The sequence below is a fragment of the Chromobacterium sp. CCUG 30098 genome (assembly GCF_059916605.1).
In genome coordinates, this window is sequence record NZ_JAUCGS010000009.1 from 202,172 (window position 1) to 223,264 (window position 21,093).

Below are 21,093 nucleotides of genomic sequence, written 5' to 3' on the forward strand. Positions count from 1 at the left end.
GCTAGTGCCCGGGCCGGGATTACGGTGTGAAACTGCAATGGCATTTTTTTGTTAGCATGCGAGGACATATGCATGCGGGCGCTAATAACGTTTGAGAAGCGGGTCCGAAGCGCCGGAGAGCGCGGTCGGCTTCAATCTGGGGAGTTGTGCCCATGGAAAAGAAACAATGTCTTCATTGCGGGTACTGGCGCGGCGACGCGCCGCGCGATAGGCGGGCGCCGGCTTACGCCTGCCCGCTGTGTCAGGCGCCTTATCAGGAAATGTATCCGCAGCCGTTGCCGCGGCGCGAGCCGGAGCCGGCGTCCCGGCTCAAATGGGCGCATGCGGGCGCGGTGATCGTCGTCCTGCTGGCCGGCGCGGCGGGCTTGACGTACACGGTCTGGCCCAGCCAGCGGCAGGCCGAGGCCAGGAACGAGGCGGAACTGAGGGACATCGCCGGCGTGGTGTTGCCGGGCGCGGAGCAGGCCAAGGAGGAGCTGTGCGGCGGCGAGGCTTTCGCCGCCGGCGCTTTTTGCCGCTGGGCGCCGGAGCTGGCGGAGGTGGGGCGCCGGGCGACGCTGGCGCGGAACTGCATGGAGGTGGTCTCCGTCCGGATTCATCCGGGGAGCAAGAGCCCGGAACGGCCCGATTTCGCGGTGGGGTGCCGGGACGCCGCCGGGGAGATGATGGAAATGAGTTTCAACGAGGAGGACTTGAAGGCCGGCGGCGCGGCGCCGGCCGAGTAGGGCCCGTTCAAGTCTCGCGGGCCGGGCCTGGGGCGTAGCTTCGCCGTTTGAACAAGAGGGCGACGGCGATGAGCGCGGCCGGCAACAGCAGCATGCTGAAAATCCAGTCCGGGCGCACCTGCTGACGCATCAGTTCGGCGCCGGCCAAGACTCCGAAGATGGCGCCGCCGCGGCCGACGCCGTACATGCCGCCCACTCCGCTGGCGCGGCAGCGGGTTGGATAAAAGGCGGCGGACAGCGAGGCCAGCGCCGATTGCCCGCCGCCGGAGGCGAAGCCCATGCAGAACACCAGCAAGCCCAGCTGTCCGCCTTGCTCGCCCTGGGCGACGGCGGCGCCTATCGCCCAGGCCAGCAGGCCGGCGACGGCGAAGTTGGCCGCCAGCAGGCGGTGCGGCTCGGCGCGGCCCATCCACCAGCCCAGCAGAATGGAGCCGACGCCGCCGCCCAGCGGAAACAGCGCGCTGATCCAGGCGAAGCGGCTCAGCGAGAGGCCGGCTTCCTTCAACAGCAGCGGCATCCAGTTCACCACCAGGTAATAGATCAACATGCTCATGAAGCAGCTGAGCCAGAGCAGCAAGGTGCCGGCCGTCAAGGGCCGGCTCAGCACCGCGCGCAGGCCGGCGCGCGGCGCGTCGCCGTCGTCGCCCAGGCGGAAAGCGACGGCTTGCTCCAGTTCCGGCGTGGCGGCGAGGCGGCGCAGCCGCGTTTTAATCTCGTTGACTGAGCACCGGCGCGCCGCCAGATAGCGCACCGACTCCGGCAGCCAGCGGTATAGCGCCAGCGCCAGCAGCAGCGGGAACACGCCGCCCAGCCACAGCGGCGCGCGCCAGCCGTAAGAGGGAATCAGCCAGCCGGCGCACAGGCCTCCGGCGCCGGCGCCCAGCGGAAAGCCGCACAGCATGGCGCTGACCAGCAGCGCCCGGCGTCGCGCCGGGCTGTATTCGGACAGCAGGGTGATGGTGTTGGGCAGCGCCGCGCCCAGGCCGACGCCGGTGAACAGGCGGTAGACGGTGAGCGCGTTCAGCGAGTCCGCCGCCGCGGTCAGCAGGCTGCCGAAGCCGAACAGCAGCGTCGACGCGATCACCGCGGGCTTGCGGCCCAGGCGGTCGGCCAGCGGCCCGCCCAGCAAGGCGCCGCCGGCCAGGCCGAACAGGGCGGCGCTGAGCGCCTGGCCCAGCTGCGGCTTGCTCAGCCCCCATTGCTCCATCAGCGCGGGCGCGATGTAGGACAGGGCCGCCAGGTCGTAGCCGTCGGCGAACATGACCAGAAAGCACAGCGTCAGCAAGACGGCGTGAAAGGGTCCCAGGCGGCTTTGGTCGATGAAGCGGTCAACATCCAGGGCGGCGGACATGGCGGCGTTCTCCCGGCGCGTCACAGCTTGACGCAGACATTGCTGATGTCGGAGTAGAAATCCAGCGAATGGCGGCCGCCTTCGCGGCCGAGGCCGGACAGCTTGCTGCCGCCGAAGGGGGTGCGCAGATCGCGCGCGTACCAGGCGTTGACCCAGACGATGCCGACCTGGACGCGCCGCGCCAGCCTGTGGGCGCGGTCCAGCCGCTGGGTCCACAAGGCGCAGGCCAGGCCGTAGGGACTGTCGTTGACGCGGCGCAGGATCTCCTCATCGTCGTCGAAGGGCGCGATGTGGCAGACCGGGCCGAAGATTTCCTCGCGCACGCAGCGGGCGTGGTCAGGCAGGCCGGTCCAGATCGTCGGGCGCACATAAGCGCCTTGATCGCGCGCGTCGCCGAACTGCGGCGTTTCGCCGCCGGAGACCACCACCGCGCCTTCCTCGCGCGCCAGCGCGAAATAAGACAGCACCTTCTCGCGGTGCTGGCGCGACACCAGCGGGCCCAGGTCCACGCCGTCCTCGTCCGGATAGCCCAGTTTCAGGCCCTCGGCGCGGGTTTTCAGCGCGGCGACGAAGCGATCGAAGATAGGGCGCTCCACATAGACCCGCTCGGTGCACAGGCAGACCTGCCCGGTATTGAAGAAGGACGATCTGGCCACCCCGGCCACCGCCGCGTCGAAGTCGGCGTCGGCGAACACCACGGCGGCGTTCTTGCCGCCCAGCTCGAAGGAGATGTCCTTCACGCCGTCGGCCACCGCCTTCATGATGGCGCTGCCGGTGCGCGATTCGCCGGTGAAGGACACGGCGCTGATTTGCGGCGCGCGGGTCAGGTGTTCCCCGGCCGAGCCGGGGCCGAAGCCGTGCACCAGATTGAACACGCCGGCGGGAACGCCGGCCGCGTCCATCACCTCGGCCAGCAGGGCGGCCGACGACGGGGTTTCCTCGGAGGGCTTGCACACCACGGTATTGCCCATCGCCAGCGCGGGGCCCAGCTTCCAGGTCAGCAGCAATAGCGGCAGGTTCCACGGCGCGATCACCGCCACCACGCCCAGCGGCTTGCGCACGGTGTAGTTGAACAGCAGGCCGCCGTCGGCCTGCGGCGTTTCGCAGCAGTCGCCCACCTGGGCGACGGCGAGATCGGCGAAGGTCCGGAAATTGGCGATGGCGCGCGGCAGGTCCAGCGTGCGCGCCAGGTGCAGCGGCCGGCCGGTGTCGGCCACCTCGGCGGCGACGAAGTCGTCGAAACGCGCCTGGATGCCGTCGGCCACCTTGTGCAGCAGCGCGGCGCGCTCCGGCGCGCTATAGCGGCCCCAGGGCCCTTGCAGCGCGTTGCTGGCGGCCTGGACGGCGCGGGCCACCTGGGCGGCGTCGGCTTCTACCGCCTGGTTCAACAGCCGGCCGTCCACCGGGCTGATATTGTCGAAGCGCTGGCCTTCCTCTTCGAATCGGCCATTGATGTACAGCGGCAGCAGGGCGGGGCGGCTCATGGTTTCTATCCTCGTCAACGGGGGTGGACGCCGCGGTCTTAGAACCTGTTTACGATCTGCTGCGCGTCGGCGATACGGCGTTGAAAATGGTTTCGAAATGCTCATGCACCGTCTGTACACTCCGCTGTCTCAACCGTTTTCGCCTTGTCTCGCCTTAGCTCGCGAGATCGTAAACACGTTCTTAAGGGGCGACGCAATATTGGCGAGTGTAGGAAAGGCGGCCTTGGGCGCGAAAATGAATAAATCGAGTCTTGCTATTCCGCGCGTTTATACCTGATCCGCCGCGTCCAGCGCGGCGGCGGCCAGTTTCAGGCTGTCTATCATCTGCCGGGCCGCCGGCGTCAGCGGCTTGTCGGCGCGCACCGAGTAGCCGACGGCGGTGGGCGGCCCCACCTCGTCCAGCGGCAGCACCGCCAGCAGCTTGGCGGCGGCGAAGCGGCGCGCCGCCAGCCGCGGCATCAGGCCCAGGCAGTCCGAATCCACCAGCAGATTGACATTGGTCAGCAAGGACAGCGATTCCAGCAGATTGTCCGGCAGCGGGAGGCCGGCGTCGTGGAAGAACTGCTCGGCCACCAGGCGGGCCGGCGAATCCGGCGGCGGCAGAATCCACGGCCAGTCGCGCAGTTCGGCGAGGCTGGACGGCGGCGCGGCCAGCAGCGGATGGTGGCCGCCGGCCACGATGCACAGCCGGTTCAGATAGAGCGGCTGGTGGCGCAAGGGCAGCTTACGGGTGAGCGGCGCTTCCGGGTCCGGCAGGCGGCCCACCACCAGGTCCAGTTCGCCGGCGGCCAGCGCCGGGAACAGATAATCCTGCGGTCCCTCGCGCACGGTGACCAGCAGCTTGGGCGCGTGGGCCTTCAGCCGCAGGATGGCCTGCGGCAGCAGGCTGGCGCTGGCGGAGATCTGGGTGCCGATGATGACATGGCCGCAAATGCCGCCCTTGAAGGCGTTGATCTCGTCGGTCAGATAGCGCAACTCGGCGATCACCGCCTTGACGCGCTCGCCCAGCAGCAGCCCGTATTCGGTGGGTGTCACGCCGCGGTTGCCGCGCAGGAAGAGCGCGGTGTCCAGCTGCTGCTCCAGCTCGCGTATCGCCTTGGTCACCGCCGGCTGGGTCAGGTGCAGCTCGCGCGCGGCGCGGGCGATGGACTGGCAGCGCAGCACCCGGTCGAACACCAAGAGCGGCCGCAGCTTGAGCCGGTTCAACACCATATCGTGAACGGAAAAGGGCGTGAGAGGGTCCATCGGCGCTCCTGTGCGGTTGGGACGGCGCGGCAGAAGACTATGGCATAACTTTAGGGAATAGCAGAAGCCCGGATATTCATTTTCTCCTTATCGCCGCGCTCCATAGACTGAACGCGTCCCACTGATACGGCGCGGTTTGGTCCGCGCCGGAGCGCTTGAATAAGGAGAACGCCTTGAGCCCAGTTCCACCATCCGCATTGCAAGCCGCCGCCGAGCAGCTGCGTCGCGCCGCCGACGCCGGCCAGCCCTGCGCGCCGGTGCGCGGCCTGCTCGGCGAGGGAGACGTCGACGCCGCCTATCAGGTGCAAACGCTGAATGTCCGGCATGCGCAGGCCCAGGGCCGGCGGCTGGTGGGCAGCAAGATCGGCCTGACCTCGGCCGCGGTGCAGCGGCAGCTGGGCGTGGCGCAGCCGGATTTCGGCCGCCTGTTCGCCGACATGGCGGTGTGCGACGGCGAGGAGATCGACAGCCGGCGGCTGCTGCAGCCCAAGATAGAGGCGGAAGTGGCGCTGCTGCTGGGGCGCGATCTGGACCATGACAAACATACGCTGGCCGATCTGTTCCGGGCGGTGGACGCGGTCTTGCCGGCGCTGGAGATCGTGGACAGCCGCATCGCCGGCTGGGATATCCGCATCAGCGACACCATCGCCGACAACGCGTCCAGCGGCCTCTTCGTGCTGGGCAACCGGCCGCGGCGGCTGGCCGACGTCGATCTGCTCGGCTGCGGCATGACGCTGGAGCTGCGCGGCGAGCCGGTCTCGGTGGGCGCCGGCGCGGCCTGTCTCGGCAATCCCTTATTGGCCGCGCTGTGGCTGGCGGACACGATGGCGCGGCGCGGCGAGCCGCTCAAGGCCGGCGACATCGTGCTGACCGGCGCTTTGGGGCCGATGGCGCCGGCGCGCGCCGGCGACGTGTTCACCGCCCGCATCCAGGGCCTGGGCGAAGTGTCGGCCCGCTTCGCCCCACTTCAGGGAGCATCCTCATGAGCCATCCCGCTCGCGTCAAAGCGGCCATCATCGGTTCCGGCAATATCGGTTGCGATCTGATGGTCAAACTACTGCGTCACGGCCAGCAGCTGGAATTGGCCGCCATGATAGGCATCGATCCGGATTCCGACGGCCTGGCCCGCGCGCGCCGCCTGGGCCTGGCCACCAGCCACCAGGGCGTGGAAGGGCTGTTGGCCATGCCCGGCGCCGCCGACATCCGCCTGGTGTTCGACGCCACCTCGGCCGGCGCCCACGCGCGTCACGAACAGCTGCTGCGGCCGCGCGGCGTCCGGGTGATAGACCTGACGCCCGCCGCCATCGGCCCCCATGTGGTGCCGGCGGTGAACCTGGACGCGCATCTGGACGCGCCCAATATCAATATGGTCACCTGCGGCGGCCAGGCCACCATTCCCATCGTGGCCGCGGTGGCCGCGGCGACGCCGGTGTTCTACGGCGAAATCGTCGCCTCCATCGCCAGCAAATCCGCCGGCCCCGGCACGCGCGCCAATATCGACGAATTCACCGAAACCACCGCCCAGGCGATTGTCGGCGTCGGCGGCGCGCGCAGCGGCAAGGCCATCATCATCCTGAACCCGGCGGAGCCGCCGCTGATGATGCGGGACACGGTGTTTTGCCTGACCGCGCCGGCGGACCGGGACGCCATCGCCCGCTCGGTGGCCGCGATGGCGGACAAGGTCAGCGCCTATGTGCCCGGCTACCGGCTGAAGCAGGAGGTGCAGTTCGAGGCGCTGCCGGCGGAAGCGCTGACGGCCTATCCGGAACTGGCGCGGAGCGGCGGGCTCAAGGTGTCCGTCTTCATCGAGGTGGAAGGCGCGGCCCACTATCTGCCGGCCTACGCCGGCAATCTGGACATCATGACATCGGCGGCGATGGCCTGCGGCGAACGCGTCGCCGCCCGCCTGCTGCAAGCCTGAGGAGCCCGGCATGGACAAACTGTATATTTCCGACGTGACCCTGCGCGACGGCTCGCACGCGGTCCGTCACCGTTATTCGCTGGCCCAGGTGCGCGCCATCGCCGCGGCGCTGGACGCGGCCGGGGTGGACTCCATCGAGGTGGCGCACGGCGATGGCTTGGAGGGTTCCAGCTTCAACTACGGCTTCGGCGCCCATAGCGACGTGGAGTGGATCGCCGCGGCGGCCGAATCCGTGCGCAACAGCAAGATCGCCACCTTGCTGCTGCCCGGCATCGCCACCGTGCGCGCCTTGCGCGAGGCCTACGACGCCGGCGCGCGCATTGCGCGCATCGCCACCCACTGCACCGAGGCCGACATCGCCAGACAGCACATCGGCTACGCGCGGGAACTGGGCATGGACGCCGTCGGCTTTCTGATGATGTCGCACATGACCACGCCGCAGCGATTGGCCGAGCAGGCCAAGCTGATGGAAAGTTACGGCGCCCATTGCGTCTACGTGGTGGATTCCGGCGGCGCTCTGCTGATGCAGCAGGTGCGCGACCGCTTCCGCGCCTTGCGCGACGTGCTGCGGCCGGAGACGGAAACCGGCATCCACGCCCATCACAATCTGTCCCTGGGCGTGGCCAACAGCATTGTGGCGGTGGAAGAAGGCTGCCGCCGCGTCGACGCCTCGCTGGCCGGCCAGGGCGCCGGCGCCGGCAACGCGCCGCTGGAAGTGTTCATCGCCGCCGCCGAGCGCCTGGGCTGGAACCACGGCTGCGAGCTGATCCGGCTGATGGACGCCGCCGACGATCTGGTGCGGCCCACCCAGGACCGCCCGGTGCGGGTGGACCGCGAGACGCTGGCGCTGGGCTACGCCGGCGTCTACTCCAGCTTTCTGCGCCATGCGGAAACGGCGGCGGCGCAATACGGCTTGAAAACCCTGGACATCCTGCTGGAAGTGGGACGCCGCCGCATGGTGGGCGGGCAGGAGGACATGATAGTCGACGTGGCGCTGGACTTGCTCAAGGCCAAAGGAGGCGCGGCATGACGGACTTTGTTCAAAACTGCGCCCGCGAACTGGACATCGCGACCCAAACCGGCGAAGCCGTCGATCAACTGAGCGCGCGGCGGCCTTTCGATCTGGCGCAGGCCTATCGCATCCAGCAGGCCGGCATCGCGCTGCGCCAGCAACGCGGCGAGCGCGCGCTGGGCTTGAAGCTGGGCTTCACCAGCCGGGCCAAGCGCGTGCAAATGGGCGTGGACGCGCTGATCTGGGGCGAGCTGACCGACGCCATGCAGCTGGCGGACGGCGGCGAGCTGGCGCTGGGCCGCCTGATCCATCCGCGGGTGGAGCCGGAAATCGCCTTCATCACCGCGCAGGAGATCTCGCGGCCGCTGTCCCTGGCCGAGGCCGGGCTGGCGCTGGCCGGCGTGGCGCCGGCGCTGGAAATCATCGATTCGCGCTACCGCGACTTCCGTTTCAGCCTGGAGGACGTGGTGGCGGACAACTGCTCATCGTCCCATTTCGTCGTCGGCCCGCGGAGCCCGCCGGACACGCCGCTGGACAATCTGGGCGTGACGCTGCGCTTCAACGGCCGGCCGGTGCAGCTGGGCAGCAGCGCCGCCATCCTGGGCCAGCCGCTGCGCGCGCTGATGGAAGTGTCCGCGCTGCTGCACGCGGAAGGGCGCACGCTGCCGGCCGGCTCCTTGCTGCTGGCCGGCGCGGCCACCGCGGCCGAACCCTTGCGCGCCGGCGTGCACGTTGGCGTGGAGATCGCCGGCCTGGGCCGCTGCGAGTTTGAAACCGAAGGGAGCGCCTGATGAGCACCCAAGCCACCACCGTCAGCGGCAAGGCCGCGCCGCGCGGCCGCTTTCCGCACTTGAAGCGGGCCGGGGACTTCCTCTTTGTCTCCGGCACCAGTTCGCGGCGGCCGGACAACAGCATCGCCGGCGCCGAGGCCGACGCCATGGGCGCGACGCGGCTGGACATCGCCTTGCAAACCCGGGCGGTGATCGAGAATATCCGCGACATCCTGGCCACGGCCGGCGCCGGGCTGGCCGATGTGGTTGAAATCAGCGCCTACCTGGTGGATATGAACGATTTCGCCGCATACAACCGGGTTTACGCCGACTACTTCGACGAGGAAGGGCCGACGCGGACCACGGTGGCGGTGCATCAGCTGCCGCATCCGCATTTGCGCATTGAGATCAAGGCGATCGCCTACAAGCCGCTGTAGAACGTGTTTACGGCGGCGAGTAGGTTCTTTTAGGTGTAATCAAGCACAAGAGAAGGAGAGAGGAGATGGAACTGCAATACGGCATGCCGCTCAATCTGCTGGACTGGGCGCAGCGCAACCAGGGTCTGCTCAAGCCGCCGGTGTGCAATGCGGCCGTTTGGTCGGACGGCGACTACATCATCAATATGGTGGGCGGGCCGAATACCCGCACCGATTTTCACGACAACCCCACCGAGGAAATCTTCTACCAGATCCAGGGCAACGCCTATCTGGAGATATGGGACCGCGGGCGCTTCGATCGCATCGAGCTGCGCGAAGGCGACGCCTTCCTGTTGCCGGCCCACGTCATCCACTCGCCGCAACGGCCCGAGCCCGGCCTATGCCTGTTGGTGGAGAAGCCGCGGCCGGTCGGCCAGTACGACAGCCTGCAATGGTACTGCCCGGTCTGCGCCGCCGAGATCTGGCGTTTCTCCAAGCAGCTGGAAAGCCTGGTGGACGATCTGCCCAAGGCCTATCAGCTGTTTTACGCCTTGAGCGAGGACGAGCGCCGCTGCCGCCATTGCGGCACCGTCCACCCCGGCAAGGATTACGCCGCCTGGCACGAGTTGCGGCAGCGTTCCCGTCATTGAGCGCCCGTTCCATGACCGCCGCGTTCCCGCCCTAGCTCGCAAGACGGGAACCGATTCTTGAAGCAAGCTTAATTAACCGAGAAACGCAGCCATGATAGACATCCACTCCCATTTCTTCCCGCGGATCAGCCAGGCCGAGGCGGCCCGGCTGGACCCGCGGCGCGGGCCCTGGCTGGAGACCTCCGGCCGCAACGGGCAGATCATGGTGGGCGAGCAGCCGTTCCGGCCGGTGCACGACGCGCTTTGGGACGGCGCGCGCCGGCTGGCCTGGCTGGACGAGCAGGGCATAGACATCCAGATCATGTGCGCGACGCCGGTGATGTTCGCCTACGCCGCGCCGATAGAACGCGCCTTGCCTTGGGCGCAGTTGATGAACGACCGCGCGCTGGACATGGCGGCCATCGCGCCGCAACGCTTGAAAGTGCTGGCGCAAGTGCCCTTGCAGGACGTGGACGCCGCCTGCCGCGAAGCCAGCCGCGCCCGCGACGCCGGCCACATCGGCGTGCAGATCGGCAACCACGTTGGCGAGCGGGATCTGGACGACGCGGGCCTGCTGACGTTTCTCAGCCATTGCGCGGCCGAGAACATCCCGCTGCTGGTGCATCCATGGGACATGATGGGCGCCGGCGCGCGGATGAAGCGCTGGATGCTGCCCTGGCTGGTGTCGATGCCGGCGGAAACCCAGCTGGCCATCCTGTCGCTCATCCTGTCCGGCGCTTTCGAACGCCTGCCGGCCAGCCTGAAAATCTGCTTCGCCCACGGCGGCGGCAGCTTCGCCTATCTATTGGGCCGGGTGGACAACGCCTGGGAGCAGCGCGACATCGTGCGCGAAGACTGTCCATGGCGGCCGTCCAGCTATCTGGACCGGTTTTACGTGGATTCCGCGGTGTTCGATCCCGGCGCGTTGCGGCTATTGATCGCCACCATGGGCGCGGAGCGGGTGATGCTGGGCTCGGACGCGCCCTTTCCGCTGGGCGAGCAGACGGTGGGCGGCCTGGTCCGCGAGACGGTGGCGGACGCCGAGGTCCGCCGGCGGCTGCTGGCGGACAATGCGCGGGCCTTCTTCAGTTTATAGGGCGGCTCAACTCAGCAGCCAGCCCAGCAACAAGCCGCCGAACAACAGCCATTTCAGCGCGTAATAGCCGAGGCGGCTCTGCGCCTTGATGCGCTTGCCGAACAGCCGCACCGCCTGCACATAGCGGAACAGGCGGTTGAGCGCGCCGGTGCGGTCCCCGTCCTGATTGGGGGCGCTGGCGGCGCCCAGCAGCAGGCGGCTGAGCCGGCGGTTGAACCAGGCGGCGAGCCGGAAGCGCATCGGCCGTTCGATATCGCAGAACAGGATGATGCGCTGGTGCTTGGTGGCGTTTTCGGCGTGGTGCAAATAGGTTTCGTCGAACAGCACCGCCTCGCCGTCGCGCCAGCTATAGCGCTCGCCGTCCACCTCGATGTAGCAGGCCTCGCTTTGCGGCGTGGACAGACCCAGGTGGAAGCGGACCGATCCTGCGAAGGGGTCGCGGTGGCGCACCAGGCGGCTGCCCGGCGGCAGGCTGGCGAACATCGCCGCCTTCACCGTGGGAATGCCCTCCAGCAAGGCGGTGGTGTACGGACACAGCTTGGCCGCGGACGGGTGCGGCTGGTCGTACCACTTGAGATAGAAGCGCTTCCAGCCGGTTTTGAAGAAGGAATTGAAGCCCAGATCGTCGTAACGGTCGGAGGCCTTGATCGCGCCGCCGTCGGACAGGGCCAGCGCCTCGGTGCGGATGCGCTGCCAGTTGTCGTTCAGCGTCCGCAATTCCGGAAACTGTTGCAAGGGCAAATAGGGGCGGGCCGGCAAGGTGGAGAACAAGTAGCAGAAGCAGTTGATCGGCGCCATGAAGGTGGAGTGATCGGTCAACTGCCGCCAGAAACCCAGACGTTGGCGGCCGCGATAGTGGATGTAGACGGTACAGAGCGCGAAAACGAGGAGGATGGAGAGTTTGATATACGGCATATGGGCTCGCCTGTGCATGGATATGCTCAATTTCAAGCAAATACCGGTTTTGGACGACTGGTAGTTGGGATAGTTTAGCAAAATCCTGCCGCCGCCGCCCCCCGCGGCGGGCCGCGCAAACGGCTGTATCGGGCCGGAAAACAGCCGAAACCGGCTGTGCCGGCCGCCGCATACGGCCGACACCCGCAAGGGGCGCTGCCTAGAATGGTTCGAGCGAGAACGGCCCCGCGCCGTCCCCGGCAATCATTCGCTTGCCGGGCCGCCCGACCAAGGAGCCTGCCCATGCATTTCACCCACGCGATCACCCGTTTGCCGGCCGACACCGTGGCCGGCGGCCTGACCACCGCCGATATCGGCGCGCCGGACCCGGCGCTGACCCGCGCCCAGTTCCGCGACTACGTGGACATTCTGCTGAGCCTGGGCCTGACCGTCAGCACGCTGCCGGCCCAGCCCGATTATCCCGACGCCCATTTCGTTGAAGACACCGCGGTGCTGATGCCGGAACTGGCGGTGCTCACCCAACCCGGCGCGCCGTCCCGCCGCGGCGAGGTGCGCAGCATCGCGCCCCTGGTGTCCCGCTTCCGTCACGCGGTGTGGATGGACGGCGACGCGCGCATGGACGGCGGCGACGTGCTGATGATAGACAAGCGCTTCTTCGTGGGCCTGACCAGCCGCACCAACGAGGCCGGGGTCAGCCAGTTCGCCGCCGCGGTGGAAAAGTTCGGCTATGTCGTCACCGCGGTGGAAGTCAGCGCCGGCCTGCATTTGAAATCCATCGTCAACTACGTGGGCCGCAACACGCTGATCCTGTCCGAAGACCGCGCCGACGATCCGGTATTCCGCGGCTATCAGCAGATCGTGCTGGCCAGGGACGAGGAATACGCCGGCAACACCCTGTGGATCAACGACACCCTGATCACGCCCAGCGGCTACCCGGACACCCTGCGCAAGCTGAAGACGCTGGGCCTGCCCATCATCGAGACCGACACCAGCGAAATCCGCAAGATGGACGGGGGCTTGACCTGCATGTCCCTGCGCTTCTGAAAAACCGTTCCATTCGCCACCGGCCGCAGAGCCGGGAAGATTCAGAACCTGTCGCCGACGCTGAGCCGGCGAGGAACAGGCTCTCAAGGAGAAACCAGATGAAAACCATCAGCATCGCGCTCTTGCTGGCGCTGAGCGCCGGCCCGTCGCTGGCCAAGGACATCCAGCAAATCCGCTGGGGCGTGGACGGCGGCTACCCACCCTTCGACGTGCTGGCGCCCAATGGCGAGATCACCGGCTTCGATCCGGACATCGCCAAAGCCGTCTGCGCCGAACTCAAGGCCCGCTGCGTCTTCGTCAAGCAGCCGTTCGACAGCATGATAGCCGCGCTCAACGCCAATAAGTTCGACGCCGTCATCGCCTCGCTGAACGTGACGGCGGAGCGGCGGAAGCAGGTGGATTTCAGCGACAAATACTACGCGTCCGCCTCGCAGCTGGTGGCGCGCAAGGGCAGCCCGCTGCGGCCCACGCCGCAGTCGCTGGCCGGCAAGACCGTGGGCGTGCAGTCCGGTTCGGTGCACGAGCAGTACGCCAAGGCCAATTGGGGCGGCGGCAAGGTCAAGATCGTCACCTACGCCAACCAGGACAATGTCTACCTGGACCTGGCCTCCGGCCGCATCGACGCCGCCTTGCAAGACAATATCCAGGCCGAGACCAGCTTTCTGCGCACCGAGCGCGGCCGGCAGTTCGCCTTCGCCGGCCCCAAGCTGGGCGAGTCCAATCCGGTGGCCGTCGCGGTGCGCAAGAACGATCCGGAACTGAAGGCGGCGATCAACCGCGCCATCGCCGCCATCCGCGCCAACGGGGTGTACGAGGGGATACGCAAGAAGTACTTCGGCTTCGATATCTACCACTAAGCACCTGTTCATCGTCTGCTGCGTGTCGCGGCGCGCGCACGGCTTCCATCCCTATCCACCCCCGGCCGGCGCCCGCCGGCCGCTTCCCCAAGGAGGGCGGCCATGGTGGCGTCCTATCTGCCCCTGTTGCTGAGCGGGGCCTGGCTCAGCCTGCGCGTGGCGCTGGCCGCGCTGGGGCTGGCCCTGCTGTTCGGCCTCGCCAACGCCTGCGTCAAGCTGTTCGGGCCGCGCTGGCTGCGGGCGGCGTCCATCGCCTACACCACGGTGATCCGCGGCATTCCGGAGCTGGTGATGATGCTGCTGCTGTTCTACGGCGGCGAGAAAGTCTTCAATCTGCTGCTGGCGGCCTTGGGGCTGCCGGCGGTGGAGTTCGACAAATTCCTGGCCGGGGTGCTGACCATAGGCTTCATCTTCGGCGCCTATTACACCGAAACCTTCCGCAGCGCCTTCCTGGCGGTGCCGCGCGGCCAGTTGGAGGCCGGCGTCGCCTACGGCATGCGGCCGTGGCGGCTGTTTCGGCGCATCCTGTTTCCGCAGATGCTGCGCCACGCCTTGCCCGGCATCAACAACAACTGGCTGGCGCTGATGAAGTCGGCGGTGCTGGTGTCGCTGATCGGCCTGGAGGACATGGCCTGGCTCGCCGAGCAGGCCGGCCGCGCCACCCAAATGCCTTTCCTGTTCTATTTCCTGGTCTGCCTGGTCTATTTGCTGTTCACCGCCGCCTCCGGCGGGGCGTTCCGCTGGCTGAGGCTGCGTTACAGCCGCGGCCTGCTTTGAGGGGAAAACGATGACGCTAGACGAAATCCTGCGCGCCTTGCCCAGCTATCTATGGGGAGAGGGCGGCCAATGGAGCGGGCTGGCGCTCACCGCCAAGCTGTTCCTGGTGTCCGGCGGCCTGGGCATGTTGCTGGCGGTGCTGCTGGCGCTGCTCAGGGTCTACGGCCCGGCGCCGCTGCGCTGGGCGGTGGCCGCCTTCAGCTATTTCTTCCGCGGCACGCCCTTGTTCATGCAGCTGATGCTGATCTATTACGGCGTGTCGCAATTCAGCTGGGTGATAGAAGGCTGGCAGGCGGAAGACCCGTTCTGGCTGCTGTTCCGCGACGCCACTTTCTGCGCCATCCTCGCCTATGTGTTGAACACCGCCGCTTACGCGCAGGAAATCCTGTCCGGCGCGCTCGCCGGCTACCCGCGCGAGGAAATCATGGCGGCGGAGGCCTTCGGCATGTCGCGGGCGCAGGTCATTCGCCGCATCGTCCTGCCCGGCGCGCTGCGGCGCTCGATACCGGTGCTGAGCAATGAAATGGTGTTTTTGCTGCACGCCACCGCCTTGTCGTCCACGGTCACGCTCTTGGACGTCACCGGCGTGGCGCGCGCCTTGTACGCGGCCACCTACGCGCCGTTTTTCCCCTTCCTGATGGCGGCGGCGATCTACCTGGGCTGCACCTTCGCGCTGCTGGCGGGCTTTCGTCAGGCGGAACGCCGCTGGCTGAAGTTCCTGCGGCCGCGCTCAGCCTAGCGCGCCGGCGCTGCGCTTGATCTCCTGCAGCTCGGTGATGGTGATGATCTTGTCGATCTTGAAGGCGGCGCTGTTCAGCCATTGCTCGGCCAGCTCGCGGTATTGCTGGATGTCGCGACAGCCGACGCGCACCTGGAAATCGAAGCTGCCGGCCACCAGCCAGGCGTCCAGCACCGCCTCGCTGCGTTGCAGTTCCTTGATGAAGGCCTGCTGCGACAGCGCGTGATCGGCCAGCGCCACCTGGGCCACCACGATGACGGGGTAGGCCGGTTCCGGCAGCTGCACCACGGCGCGGTAGCCGCGGATCACGCCGGCTTTTTCCAGCCGGCGCACGCGCTCCAGGCAGGGCCGAGGCGTCAGGTTGACCTGCTCGGACAAACGTTGAAAGGACATGCGGCCGTCGGCTTGCAAAGCGGCGAGGATTTTCAGGTCGATACGGTCCAGGCTGGGTTTCTTGTCGTTCATGGCGGGTTTCAGGATGGATGGGCTGCCTGATGATTTGAGCCTCAGGCGCCGACAGTGTCAAGGCGGCGCGTCCAGCGTGGTTTTGATATTTCAATGACATGGAAAGGGAGGGCGTTTTATGGAGCTCGTCACCCAGGTGTTGCCGCAGGCCAGCATAGGCATGCGGCGCGAACTCTTGAGCCTGCATTACGGCCGGCGCGGCGCCGGGCCCAAGGCCTATTTGCAGGCCAGCCTGCACGCGGACGAACTGCCCGGCATGCTGGTGATCCACCATCTGCGCCGGCTGCTGGACCAGGCCGAAGCGGCCGGCCTGCTGCGCGGCGAAATCGTGCTGGTGCCGGCGGCCAATCCCATCGGGCTGGCCCAGGCGCTGTTGCAGCAGCAGCCCGGGCGTTTCGAACTGCGCAGCGGCGAGAACTTCAACCGCCGCTTCACCGATTTCCACCCGCTGCTGCGCCCCGGCCTGGAGGCCGGCCTTGGCGATGACGCCGCCGCCAATCTGCGGACGGTGCGCGCCCGGATGCGCGCCGCGCTGGACGCGCAAACCCCGGTCACGGAACTGGAGGCGCTGCGCCTTGCCCTGAGCCGGCTGGCGCTGGACAGCGACCTGGTGCTGGACCTGCATTGCGACAGCCAGGCGCTGCTGCACGTGTACGCCGACGCGCCGTTCTGGCCGGCGCTGGAGCCGCTGGCGCGCTATCTGGGCGTGGCCGCGGCGGTCTTGAACGAGGCGCCGGGCGGCACGACTTTCGAGGAATCCTGCGGCCAGAGCTGGTGGCGGCTGGCCGGCGAACTGGGGCCGGCGCATCCGCTGCCGCTGGGCTGCGTGGCCGCCACGGTGGAACTGCGCGGGCAGGGCGATCTGGACCACGGCCAGGCGCGGCGGGACGCCGAGGCTTTGTACGCCTATCTGCAAAGCCGCGGCCACATCGCCGGCGCAGCGCCGGCCTTGCCGCCGCCGGTGCCCGCGCCATGGACCTGGCGCGGCATGACCAGCGTGAGCGCGCCCGCGCCCGGCCTGGTGCTGCGCCATTGCGCGGTCGGCGCGGAAGTGGAGCGCGGCCAGCCGCTGCTGGAGCTGATCGACCCGCTGGAAAACCGGGTCGTCCCGGTGCTCAGCCCGGCGGCGGGGCTGCTCTACGTCAGCCACCCGCTGCGCTACGCCCAGGCCGGCATGGAGCTGTGCCGCATTCTGGGCCGGGCCGACGCCGGCGCGCGCGTGTCGCTTGCTTGAACGTTCGCGTCATGTTTCCGGCATGGCCGCAACGCGTACTGTCAGTAGAATGATTTGCCGCCCGCGGGCGGCCATGCGAACCCCCACCCAAGAGCCGCCCACCATGCAAGTCCAAGCCATCGCCGCCGCCGACGCGCCGGCGCAAGAAAACCTGGAGCCCATCTGGCTCCGCGCCAGACAAGGCCAATTGGCCCGCGCCGTCGTGATGGTGCGCCCTCACGATTTCGCCTTCAATGAACAAACCGGCGCCGACAATGTGTTCCAGCACCGGCTGCAACTGCCGCCGGCCCAGGTCACCGCGCGGGCGCTGGCGGAATTCGACGCCATGGCGCAGCGGCTGCGCGACCGCGGCGTCGAAGTGCTGGTGCTGGAAAAAAGTCCGGACGGCTATCCAACGCCGGACGCGGTGTTTCCCAACAACTGGTTCAGCACCAGCGTGGATGGCAGCCTGCACGTCTACCCGATGCACACGCTGAACCGCCGCCGGGAACGGCGGGTGGAGGAACTGTGCCAATTACTGCTAAGCCACGGCTACGAGGTGGAGCAAGTGGTGTGGGCCGGCCATCCGCTGGAAGAGGAGCTGATCCTGGAAGGCACCGGGGTGATGGTGTTCGACCATCCGCGCAAGCGCGTGTACGCGGCGCGCTCGCAGCGCTGCCATCCGGGCGCGCTCTACCGTTACGCGCGCCGGCGCGGCCTGGAAGCGGTGCACCTGTTCGACACCGTGGACAGCCGCGGCGTGCCCATCTACCACACCAATGTGATGATGAGCGTGGGCGAGGGCTTCGCGGTGATCTGCTCCGAAAGCCTGCACCGGCCGGAGCAGCGGCGGCAAGTGCTGAGCGCGCTGAGCGAACATCACGAGGTGATCGACATCAGCCTGGCCCAGGTGGAGCGCAGCTTCTGCGGCAATATCCTGCAACTGCGCGGCGCCGGCGGCCAGCCGCTGATCGCGATGTCGGAGCAGGCCTGGAACGGCTTCACGCCGGCGCAGCAAAGAACGCTGGAGCGCCACGGGCAGCCGGTGGTCAACCCCATTCCCACCATAGAGGCGGTGGGCGGCGGCAGCTGCCGCTGCATGCTGGCCGAGCTGTTCCTGCCGCGCGTCCGCTAGCGGACGCGTTGCGGTTTCTTTGTTTGGCATGGCGTGGGTGGGTAGAGCCTCAGTCCTCTTCCGCGTCTTGCGGCCGGGGCGGCATCCATTCGCCGCCGCGTTGGCCTACGGTTCGGTCGAACTTTTGCTGCCATTCCACCTTGCGGCCATTCTCGATGTCGTAGCCCCAGCGCTTGAGGTATTTGCCGTCCTTGTCATTGCTGATCCATGCTTCTCTTTTGATGACATAGGTGGTTCGCATGGCAGAGTGGACCTTGCCCTCTTGTACCCACAGTTCGATGTGGCGCTGTTCTTCCAGTACATCCCGTTCCGGGCGAGGGAAGCCGGCGCTGCCATCGGGCAGAACGCCGAGCAGATAGCGGCCATCGGCCTTGATGCCGAGGATTTTAAGGGGGATGTCGGCGATGAAGGGTTCGGCTTGGGCCTCATAATCAATGGTGTGATCGGTGTCATCCCGGCCCCGCTCGGTAAAGGTGGCAAGCCAAGCACGTTTGCGGCCCGTTGGCCAAATCCGAAAGCCCTTGATCTCTTTGAGAGAGCCGCTTGATTCCCAGTAATTCATCTGGGCACGGCCTATACGGGTCCGAGTGACTTTTTCTGCTGAGCGGACCTCGGCAACAAAGATGTCAGCCTTGATGTAGACCGGTTCCAATAGCGCTTGCTCTACGTTCAGCAGTTGGTTGAGCTGTCCATCCGCATCCAGGCCGAAGAAATAGATGCCGTTGACCTTGATGCCGAAGCGCTCATAGTCGATGGGGCCGGTATAAGGTTCTCGTTTTGAAATACGGCTCTGTCTATAGGCGATTTTTTGGTTTTGATTAATGGCAATCTGGGCAACGCCATCACTGAGTTCCGCTGCCTCAAAACTCAGAATTTCACCATCGAAATAATTGGTGGAGAAGGTACGTGGCCATTCTCGGACGTAGTAGGGGGTATCGACGTGCAGGCGCTCGCCGTTGGAATCAGTGGTGTAGGTGAGGCTCATGGGGAGTATCCATAAAACCAGCCATCGGACGGCTGGGTATTGTTGAATGTGATAGCCAAGCAGGCCCAGCAACATGAGCAGCAGTACGCCGATCAGTGAGGCTTTTTGCCAGGTACGCACGGGCTTAATCGTCCTGCTCATCTTGCGGCCTCGGAGGCACCCATTCGCCACCGCGCTGGCCTATGGTTCGGTCGAGCTTTTGCGCCCACTCCACCTTGCGGCCATTCTCGATGTCGTAGCCGTTACGCCGTTCTAAATTGCCTTTATCGTTGTAGAAGGTCCATTTCTCGCCAGTGACGACATAGGTGGTCAGCGTTGCGCGATAGACCTGGCCATCTTTTACCCAGAGTTCGATGTGACGCTGGTCTGCCAGCGCATCGAGTTCTGGGCGGGGGAAGCCGGCGCTGTCATCGGGTAGGACGCTGAGCAGGTAGCGGCCATCAGTCTTGATGCCGAGGATTTTAAGGGGGATGTCGGCGAGGAAGGGTTCGGTTTTGGCTTGGGAAAAGGTTGTATGGTTTGTTTGTTTTCTATTTTGTTCGGGGTAGTTGACTAGCCAGGTTTTTTTGTAACCATTGGGCTGTACCCGAAAACCTGCTATTTGTTTCAATGCACGGTTGGACTCCCAGTAACTCATCATGATCTTACCAATACGGGTGCGAGTAACTATCTCGGCGGAACGAATTTTGGCGACATGGATGTTGGCTTTGATGTAAGCCGGCTCCAATAGTCCTTGCTCTATGTTCAACAGCCGGTTGATCTGGCCATCCGCATCCAGGCCGAAGAAATAGATGCCGTTGACTTTGATGTCGAAGCGTTCGTAGTCGATGGGGCCGGTATAGGGTTCCCGTTTGGAACCTCGGGTAAGCCGGTAGGCGATTTTTTGATCTTGATTGATGGCTACTTGGGTGGTACTGCTATATTGCTCCGCTGCCGTCAGTGCCAGGATTTCGCCATCGAAATAATCTGTATCGAATGTACGTGGCCATTCGCGGACGTAGTAGGGCGTATTGATGCGCAGGCGCTCGCCGTTGGAATCAGTGGTGTAGTTAAGGCTCATGGGGAGTATCCAGTTAAATAGTTGTTGGGCGAGCGGGGTGTGATGGACTTGGTAGATGAACAGCGCCATAGGCAGCAGCATGAGCAGCAGTACGCCGATCAGTGAGGCTTTTTGCCAAGCTTTCATAACCAGTTCCGTCGCTTCAGCTCGTCGCGCGTCATTGTGGTGCGCTCAGCCAATGTGTCGGCATAGTCGGGCTTGATGAGCCGGCGCGCGGCGCTGGTGACGGCTGCCACAGCAATGCCTGCCCCGCCATAGGCCGCACCCTTGGCGGTTTCTTTCAGCACCAGACCGCGCAGCTTTTCGAAGTGGGGGTCGATGTCGGCGTTGAGCAATTCCAGATCAATCAGCTGGCAGTCGTGCAGCAAGCGCCAGATGAAAGTGTGACAGTTGTTTTCACCGAAGCTGTCCAGCCGATAACTCCAGCGGCCGCCATATTGTTTCTTGTAAGCGGCGGCGAAGGCGCGGATTTCATCTATCACCGCAGCCTCCGCGCGTTGGTCGGTCAAGCCCAGGTAGAGAGGCTGGACGCTGCGGGTTTTAGGATTGCCGTGGTTGGGGTCGTAGGGGTAGGGTTTGTGGCCAATTCCCCTACCTGCGGCAAAGTCACTTCTAGGCTCTGAACCATCTTGTGGGTTATCGTTTTTGTCTTCGTCAGCTGCGCGTCGAGCCTTTGAGTCACCATTAATGCAGCCCTCAACATCCCACATCGCGCTGAGCTGATCCTTCTTGCTTTCCATGCCGGTGATATTCTCTGCCGGATACCAGCCGTAGCTTTCCTTGGTGTCGGGATCGTTGTGGTCAATTTCCACCCAGTAGTGGCCGGGGGATTTTTCCCAAAGCGCCCCGCCCTTGTGGGCGATACCCTTGCCCCAGAACGGAATTCGCTTGAGGCGGACGCGGCTTAGTTGGCGCGGGAAGTGGATGGCGGTGTAGCTGGCCAGGCTGGCGGCCTGGGTCACGCCTTCGCCGGTAATCCAGAAGTCCATGCTTATTCTCCTTGTGGCTCAAACACGATCTTGAGTTGGGATTTGGCGTAGCTGCTTTTGATGGTTTGGGTTTTGCCGCCGCTGTCCGTCAGGCCGCGATGGGTGACGCCATCCGGTTCGGTAATGGTGTAGGGCATGCCTGCATGCGGCTTGCCGGAGGAGGGGGTGCTGAGGGTGAAAAAGTGATCGCGCGGCTCCACCACCTTGGCGCTGGGGAAGTCGTAAGCCGGGGTGGGCATGGAGGCCGGGCCTGGGATGCTGAGCG

The 21,093-nt window shown here is 66.0% G+C and carries 23 protein-coding genes; 14 read left to right on the forward strand and 9 right to left on the reverse strand.

Annotation, left to right across the window (positions count from 1 at the left end; all coding sequences use genetic code 11):
* The first annotated feature begins 152 nt into the window (after nt 1-152).
* Nucleotides 153-725, forward strand: a complete 573-nt coding sequence (locus QUG03_RS19240) for a hypothetical protein (RefSeq protein ID WP_500820695.1) — start codon at nt 153-155, stop codon at nt 723-725.
* A gap of 7 nt (nt 726-732) precedes the next feature.
* On the opposite strand, the gene QUG03_RS19245 is transcribed toward QUG03_RS19240, so the two are convergent.
* The 3 genes from QUG03_RS19245 to QUG03_RS19255 all read right to left on the reverse strand — a co-directional run bounded on the left by QUG03_RS19245 (nt 733) and on the right by QUG03_RS19255 (nt 4,805).
* Complete coding sequence (locus QUG03_RS19245) at nt 733-2,076, reverse strand: MFS transporter (RefSeq protein ID WP_500820696.1); 1,344 nt, start codon at nt 2,074-2,076, stop codon at nt 733-735.
* A 20-nt stretch (nt 2,077-2,096) separates the two neighbouring features.
* Nucleotides 2,097-3,560: a 2-hydroxymuconic semialdehyde dehydrogenase gene (locus QUG03_RS19250; protein ID WP_500820697.1), complete on the reverse strand. Its 1,464-nt coding sequence runs from the start codon at nt 3,558-3,560 to the stop codon at nt 2,097-2,099.
* Between the two features lie 267 nt (nt 3,561-3,827).
* Complete coding sequence (locus QUG03_RS19255; RefSeq protein ID WP_500820698.1) at nt 3,828-4,805, reverse strand: LysR substrate-binding domain-containing protein; 978 nt, start codon at nt 4,803-4,805, stop codon at nt 3,828-3,830.
* 173 nt (nt 4,806-4,978) lie between these two features.
* On the opposite strand from QUG03_RS19255, the gene QUG03_RS19260 reads away from it, so the two are divergent.
* From QUG03_RS19260 to QUG03_RS19290, 7 genes are all read left to right on the forward strand, one after another.
* On the forward strand, nt 4,979-5,791 hold the full coding sequence (locus tag QUG03_RS19260; protein ID WP_107798928.1) for a 2-keto-4-pentenoate hydratase: 813 nt from the start codon (nt 4,979-4,981) through the stop codon (nt 5,789-5,791).
* Nucleotides 5,788-6,726, forward strand: coding sequence for an acetaldehyde dehydrogenase (acetylating) (locus QUG03_RS19265; protein ID WP_227103237.1), 939 nt, complete (start codon nt 5,788-5,790; stop codon nt 6,724-6,726). Before QUG03_RS19260 ends, QUG03_RS19265 begins: the two co-directional genes overlap by 4 nt.
* 10 nt (nt 6,727-6,736) lie before the next feature.
* Nucleotides 6,737-7,756: a 4-hydroxy-2-oxovalerate aldolase gene (dmpG, locus tag QUG03_RS19270; RefSeq protein ID WP_227103235.1), complete on the forward strand. Its 1,020-nt coding sequence runs from the start codon at nt 6,737-6,739 to the stop codon at nt 7,754-7,756.
* Nucleotides 7,753-8,529 carry a 2-keto-4-pentenoate hydratase gene (locus QUG03_RS19275; RefSeq protein WP_500820699.1) on the forward strand — a complete coding sequence of 259 codons (777 nt, stop codon included), beginning with the start codon at nt 7,753-7,755 and terminating at the stop codon, nt 8,527-8,529. The genes dmpG and QUG03_RS19275 overlap by 4 nt, the downstream gene beginning before the upstream one ends.
* The gene (locus QUG03_RS19280; RefSeq protein WP_227103231.1) at nt 8,529-8,945 is read left to right on the forward strand and encodes a RidA family protein; all 417 of its coding nucleotides are present in this window, start codon (nt 8,529-8,531) and stop codon (nt 8,943-8,945) included. The genes QUG03_RS19275 and QUG03_RS19280 overlap by 1 nt, the downstream gene beginning before the upstream one ends.
* 65 nt (nt 8,946-9,010) lie before the next feature.
* Complete coding sequence (gene nbaC, locus QUG03_RS19285; protein ID WP_107798933.1) at nt 9,011-9,574, forward strand: 3-hydroxyanthranilate 3,4-dioxygenase; 564 nt, start codon at nt 9,011-9,013, stop codon at nt 9,572-9,574.
* A gap of 91 nt (nt 9,575-9,665) precedes the next feature.
* The gene (locus tag QUG03_RS19290; protein WP_500820700.1) at nt 9,666-10,649 is read left to right on the forward strand and encodes an amidohydrolase family protein; all 984 of its coding nucleotides are present in this window, start codon (nt 9,666-9,668) and stop codon (nt 10,647-10,649) included.
* Between the two features lie 6 nt (nt 10,650-10,655).
* Here the strand turns inward: QUG03_RS19290 and QUG03_RS19295 are convergent, their stop codons facing one another.
* Complete coding sequence (locus QUG03_RS19295; protein ID WP_199225841.1) at nt 10,656-11,564, reverse strand: aspartyl/asparaginyl beta-hydroxylase domain-containing protein; 909 nt, start codon at nt 11,562-11,564, stop codon at nt 10,656-10,658.
* A 282-nt stretch (nt 11,565-11,846) separates the two neighbouring features.
* On the opposite strand from QUG03_RS19295, the gene QUG03_RS19300 reads away from it, so the two are divergent.
* The 4 genes from QUG03_RS19300 (at nt 11,847) to QUG03_RS19315 (ending at nt 14,981) form a co-directional block, all read left to right on the forward strand.
* Nucleotides 11,847-12,608: a dimethylarginine dimethylaminohydrolase family protein gene (locus QUG03_RS19300; protein WP_107798935.1), complete on the forward strand. Its 762-nt coding sequence runs from the start codon at nt 11,847-11,849 to the stop codon at nt 12,606-12,608.
* Between the two features lie 98 nt (nt 12,609-12,706).
* On the forward strand, nt 12,707-13,465 hold the full coding sequence (locus tag QUG03_RS19305) for a transporter substrate-binding domain-containing protein (RefSeq protein ID WP_486637248.1): 759 nt from the start codon (nt 12,707-12,709) through the stop codon (nt 13,463-13,465).
* A 102-nt stretch (nt 13,466-13,567) separates the two neighbouring features.
* Nucleotides 13,568-14,242: an ABC transporter permease gene (locus QUG03_RS19310; RefSeq protein ID WP_500820701.1), complete on the forward strand. Its 675-nt coding sequence runs from the start codon at nt 13,568-13,570 to the stop codon at nt 14,240-14,242.
* A 10-nt stretch (nt 14,243-14,252) separates the two neighbouring features.
* On the forward strand, nt 14,253-14,981 hold the full coding sequence (locus tag QUG03_RS19315) for an ABC transporter permease (protein ID WP_227103221.1): 729 nt from the start codon (nt 14,253-14,255) through the stop codon (nt 14,979-14,981).
* Here the strand turns inward: QUG03_RS19315 and QUG03_RS19320 are convergent.
* Complete coding sequence (locus QUG03_RS19320) at nt 14,973-15,446, reverse strand: Lrp/AsnC family transcriptional regulator (RefSeq protein ID WP_107798939.1); 474 nt, start codon at nt 15,444-15,446, stop codon at nt 14,973-14,975. The genes QUG03_RS19315 and QUG03_RS19320 overlap by 9 nt on opposite strands.
* A 118-nt stretch (nt 15,447-15,564) precedes the next feature.
* Between QUG03_RS19320 and QUG03_RS19325 the strand changes: the two genes are divergently transcribed.
* The gene (locus tag QUG03_RS19325) at nt 15,565-16,680 is read left to right on the forward strand and encodes a succinylglutamate desuccinylase/aspartoacylase family protein (protein WP_500820703.1); all 1,116 of its coding nucleotides are present in this window, start codon (nt 15,565-15,567) and stop codon (nt 16,678-16,680) included.
* A gap of 103 nt (nt 16,681-16,783) precedes the next feature.
* Nucleotides 16,784-17,794, forward strand: a complete 1,011-nt coding sequence (locus QUG03_RS19330) for an arginine deiminase-related protein (protein ID WP_500820704.1) — start codon at nt 16,784-16,786, stop codon at nt 17,792-17,794.
* 49 nt (nt 17,795-17,843) lie between these two features.
* Here QUG03_RS19330 and QUG03_RS19335 read toward each other — a convergent pair whose 3' ends face one another.
* The 4 genes from QUG03_RS19335 to QUG03_RS19350 all read right to left on the reverse strand — a co-directional run.
* Nucleotides 17,844-18,899: a hypothetical protein gene (locus tag QUG03_RS19335; RefSeq protein ID WP_500820705.1), complete on the reverse strand. Its 1,056-nt coding sequence runs from the start codon at nt 18,897-18,899 to the stop codon at nt 17,844-17,846.
* A 4-nt stretch (nt 18,900-18,903) separates the two neighbouring features.
* Nucleotides 18,904-19,965, reverse strand: coding sequence for a hypothetical protein (locus tag QUG03_RS19340; protein WP_500820706.1), 1,062 nt, complete (start codon nt 19,963-19,965; stop codon nt 18,904-18,906).
* Complete coding sequence (locus QUG03_RS19345) at nt 19,962-20,828, reverse strand: hypothetical protein (RefSeq protein ID WP_500820707.1); 867 nt, start codon at nt 20,826-20,828, stop codon at nt 19,962-19,964. The genes QUG03_RS19340 and QUG03_RS19345 overlap by 4 nt, the downstream gene beginning before the upstream one ends.
* A gap of 2 nt (nt 20,829-20,830) precedes the next feature.
* The coding region (locus QUG03_RS19350) for a hypothetical protein (protein WP_500820708.1) at nt 20,831-21,093 on the reverse strand (263 nt) is incomplete at its 5' end.

What these genes read in the sequence shown, in the direction of transcription:
- QUG03_RS19240 (WP_500820695.1), top strand. Translation starts at nt 153, where the DNA reads ATGGAAAAGAAACAATGTCTTCATTGCGGGTACTGGCGCGGCGACGCG.
- QUG03_RS19245 (WP_500820696.1), bottom strand. Translation starts at nt 2,076, where the DNA reads ATGTCCGCCGCCCTGGATGTTGACCGCTTCATCGACCAAAGCCGCCTG.
- QUG03_RS19250 (WP_500820697.1), bottom strand. Translation starts at nt 3,560, where the DNA reads ATGAGCCGCCCCGCCCTGCTGCCGCTGTACATCAATGGCCGATTCGAA.
- QUG03_RS19255 (WP_500820698.1), bottom strand. Translation starts at nt 4,805, where the DNA reads ATGGACCCTCTCACGCCCTTTTCCGTTCACGATATGGTGTTGAACCGG.
- QUG03_RS19265 (WP_227103237.1), top strand. Translation starts at nt 5,788, where the DNA reads ATGAGCCATCCCGCTCGCGTCAAAGCGGCCATCATCGGTTCCGGCAAT.
- dmpG (WP_227103235.1), top strand. Translation starts at nt 6,737, where the DNA reads ATGGACAAACTGTATATTTCCGACGTGACCCTGCGCGACGGCTCGCAC.
- QUG03_RS19275 (WP_500820699.1), top strand. Translation starts at nt 7,753, where the DNA reads ATGACGGACTTTGTTCAAAACTGCGCCCGCGAACTGGACATCGCGACC.
- QUG03_RS19280 (WP_227103231.1), top strand. Translation starts at nt 8,529, where the DNA reads ATGAGCACCCAAGCCACCACCGTCAGCGGCAAGGCCGCGCCGCGCGGC.
- nbaC (WP_107798933.1), top strand. Translation starts at nt 9,011, where the DNA reads ATGGAACTGCAATACGGCATGCCGCTCAATCTGCTGGACTGGGCGCAG.
- QUG03_RS19290 (WP_500820700.1), top strand. Translation starts at nt 9,666, where the DNA reads ATGATAGACATCCACTCCCATTTCTTCCCGCGGATCAGCCAGGCCGAG.
- QUG03_RS19295 (WP_199225841.1), bottom strand. Translation starts at nt 11,564, where the DNA reads ATGCCGTATATCAAACTCTCCATCCTCCTCGTTTTCGCGCTCTGTACC.
- QUG03_RS19300 (WP_107798935.1), top strand. Translation starts at nt 11,847, where the DNA reads ATGCATTTCACCCACGCGATCACCCGTTTGCCGGCCGACACCGTGGCC.
- QUG03_RS19305 (WP_486637248.1), top strand. Translation starts at nt 12,707, where the DNA reads ATGAAAACCATCAGCATCGCGCTCTTGCTGGCGCTGAGCGCCGGCCCG.
- QUG03_RS19310 (WP_500820701.1), top strand. Translation starts at nt 13,568, where the DNA reads ATGGTGGCGTCCTATCTGCCCCTGTTGCTGAGCGGGGCCTGGCTCAGC.
- QUG03_RS19315 (WP_227103221.1), top strand. Translation starts at nt 14,253, where the DNA reads ATGACGCTAGACGAAATCCTGCGCGCCTTGCCCAGCTATCTATGGGGA.
- QUG03_RS19320 (WP_107798939.1), bottom strand. Translation starts at nt 15,446, where the DNA reads ATGAACGACAAGAAACCCAGCCTGGACCGTATCGACCTGAAAATCCTC.
- QUG03_RS19325 (WP_500820703.1), top strand. Translation starts at nt 15,565, where the DNA reads ATGGAGCTCGTCACCCAGGTGTTGCCGCAGGCCAGCATAGGCATGCGG.
- QUG03_RS19330 (WP_500820704.1), top strand. Translation starts at nt 16,784, where the DNA reads ATGCAAGTCCAAGCCATCGCCGCCGCCGACGCGCCGGCGCAAGAAAAC.
- QUG03_RS19340 (WP_500820706.1), bottom strand. Translation starts at nt 19,965, where the DNA reads ATGAAAGCTTGGCAAAAAGCCTCACTGATCGGCGTACTGCTGCTCATG.
- QUG03_RS19345 (WP_500820707.1), bottom strand. Translation starts at nt 20,828, where the DNA reads ATGGACTTCTGGATTACCGGCGAAGGCGTGACCCAGGCCGCCAGCCTG.